Source organism: Agromyces seonyuensis, assembly GCF_009789225.1.
In the GTDB taxonomy this organism is placed as follows: Bacteria; Actinomycetota; Actinomycetes; order Actinomycetales; family Microbacteriaceae; genus Agromyces; species Agromyces seonyuensis.
The window spans coordinates 1-2480 of record NZ_WSTA01000144.1 but is presented as its reverse complement, the minus strand read 5'-3'; the positions used below and the strand labels follow the sequence as shown (position 1 = coordinate 2480).

The window sequence follows — 2480 nt, the reverse complement described above, 5'->3', positions numbered from 1 at the left end:
GGTCGACGCGCCCGAGCCCGTGGCGCCCGGGCCCGACCCGGTTGCTGCCGACGCGCCCGCGACCGACGCGGCTGCGGCGGAGACCGCGCCGCCCACGCCGCCAACGAGTGCCGCGGAGCCGCCCGCCGACTCCGACCTGGATGCCGCGATCGGCCGCGCGAGCACGCTCGAGGCACCGCCGGCACCTGAGCCGGCCGAACCGCCGACGTTCGTCGAGCCGCCCTCCTTCGCCGAGACGTCGACCGACTCGGCGAGCGCCGATTCCGCCGCCGATGCCGCCCTCGCCGCCGACAGCGGTGCGGCGACCGCCGCGACCGAGGCCGTGCCCGCGCCGGTCGCGGCCGGCGCCGTCCGCCGTGAGACCTTCCTCCCGCCGACCGTGCAGGACGCGCCGCCGGTCGAGGAGGCCGGTGCGGCCGTGGCAGCCCCCCAGACGATCTACGTGCAGGCGCCGGCCGCGCCGAAGACGCTGCACAACCGCGGCTTCGGCACCCTCGTGGCCCTCGTCGCGACCCTCGCCTTCGCGGTGCTCTACCTCGGCATCGCGGCGCTGCTGCTCGCGGGCGCCGGGTGGGAGACCGCCGGCGAGTACACGCTCGAGTTCGCCGGCCAGGCGCGGTACTGGGTGCCGGTCATCCTGTTCTTCGTCGGATTCGTCGTGCTCATCGTCATCGTCGACCGCGGTCGATGGTGGGCCTACGTCGTGTTCGGCCTCCTCGTCGGCATCTGGGTGTACTTCGCCTACCTCGGCGGCGCGGCCCTCACGATCCGGCTCTGGGAGTACACGCCGCAGGAGGCGGCGTACTTCATCTCGACGCGGTGGCTCGACCCGTTCGCGATCATCTCGGGCGTGCTCGCCCGCGAGGTCGTGATCTGGTTCGGCGCGTGGATCGCGGCGCGCGGCGCCGTGGTCGAGCAGCGCAACCGCGACAACGCCGCGGAGTACGAGCGACTCCTCGCCGCAGGACCGGCCGCCCGGCAGTACTGAGCGTCGGCGCCCGCCCGCCCGGGCGGGCGCGGGGGAGGCCCGCGGAGGCCCCGTGACGGGCTCGAATCGGGATGCGCGCGGCGAGCGGGTACGCTGCCAGTGCGACGGGTGGGCGAGCTCACCCTCGCCGACCCGATTTCCGCGACCCTGCTGCGCTTTCCGGCACCGTCTTCGCCGACGGCGCCGCGACGCGGTCCCGAGGAGCCCGAACCCGTGAGCGTCACCCTGGAAGCCGATGCGCCGGAGGCCGTCGCCGGCCTCGACGCGTCCGGCCGACCCGACCCCGGCTACGCCGCTCGGCTCGGACTCGTCCCCGCGCCGAACTGGCGCCGCGCCGCCGCCTTCGCGATCGACGCCGCCGTGTGGACGCTCTGCGCGGCGCCGAGCGCCGTCGGCGTCGGGATGCTCGCGCCGGTGATCATCGACGCCTCGCTCTCCGGCGAGGCACCGGATGCCTCGATCGCAACGGATGCTCCGATCGCGCTCGTGCTGCTCGCCGCCGGCATCCTGCTGACGAGCGTGCTCGGCCTCGTGCAGCTCGTGCTCCACGGCCGGCGCGGCCGCACGATCGGCAAGGCGGCGCTCGGCCTCCGATCCGTGCAGGTCGCGACGTTCGCCCGGCCCGGCTTCTGGCGGATCGTGCTGCGCGCGCTGGTGCTCTGGGCAGCGCAGTCCGTGCTCTTCCTCGTCGGACCGGCGCTCCTCTTCGCCTCGGTGTTCCAGGACCGCGAACGCCGCGGGCGCAGCCTCCTCGACCGGGTCGGCCGCTGCTGGGTCGTCGATGTGCGGCTCGGTCTCGATCCCTTCGACGTCAAGGCGATGCGGCACGCGCGCCGTGCGGCCGACGCCGTCGAGATCGAGGTCGAAGAGCGGCTGCCGTCGCTGGCGACCGGGTCGAGCGTCGACGAGGCGCTGCGCATCTCGTCGGAGCGCTCCCGCTCGGGCGTCGTCGGCGCGGCCGGCACCGGCGCCAGCTGGGACGACCTGCTGCCCGCATTGGAACTGCCGTCGATCGCTCCGGCTCCTGGCGTCGCCGCGCCCGCGGCCCCCGAGCTCATCCCCGGTCGCCCCGAGGCTCCGGGCGCGGCCGCGCCCGCGCCCCCTCCGCCGCAGCCGCGCGTCACGACCGGTCCGCCGCCGGTCATGCCGCCGGCGCCGAGCGTCCAGCCTCCCGTGCCGGCCGGATTCACCGCCCCGCCCGGCGTCGCACTCCCGCTCGGCGTGACCGCCCCGCCGTGGTCGACGGGCGGATCCGCGGCGTCGACGAACCCGCCGCTGGGGCGGACCGTGCCGCCGCTCGGGCAGACCGTGCCGCCGCTCGGCACCACAGTGCCGCCGCTCGGGCAGACCGTGCCGCCGCTCGGCACCACCGCACCCCCGCTCGCGCAGCCGGTCGCGCCGACGTTGCCGCACGCGGAGCGCCCGGCGCCGGCCCTCGCGCCGCCGACCGTCCTCCGGGCGTCGCCGGTCGGCGGGCCGGCCCCGATGGGCG

General features: G+C 76.7%; 2 protein-coding genes. Both read left to right on the top strand.

The genetic code is table 11. From position 1 onward, the window contains the following. A partial coding sequence (locus GB864_RS17895) for a hypothetical protein (RefSeq protein ID WP_160427043.1) occupies window positions 1-988 on the top strand: 988 nt, incomplete at its 5' end. A 213-nt stretch (window positions 989-1201) separates the two neighbouring features. Further along, a partial coding sequence (locus GB864_RS17890; RefSeq protein WP_202107364.1) for an RDD family protein occupies window positions 1202-2480 on the top strand: 1279 nt, incomplete at its 3' end.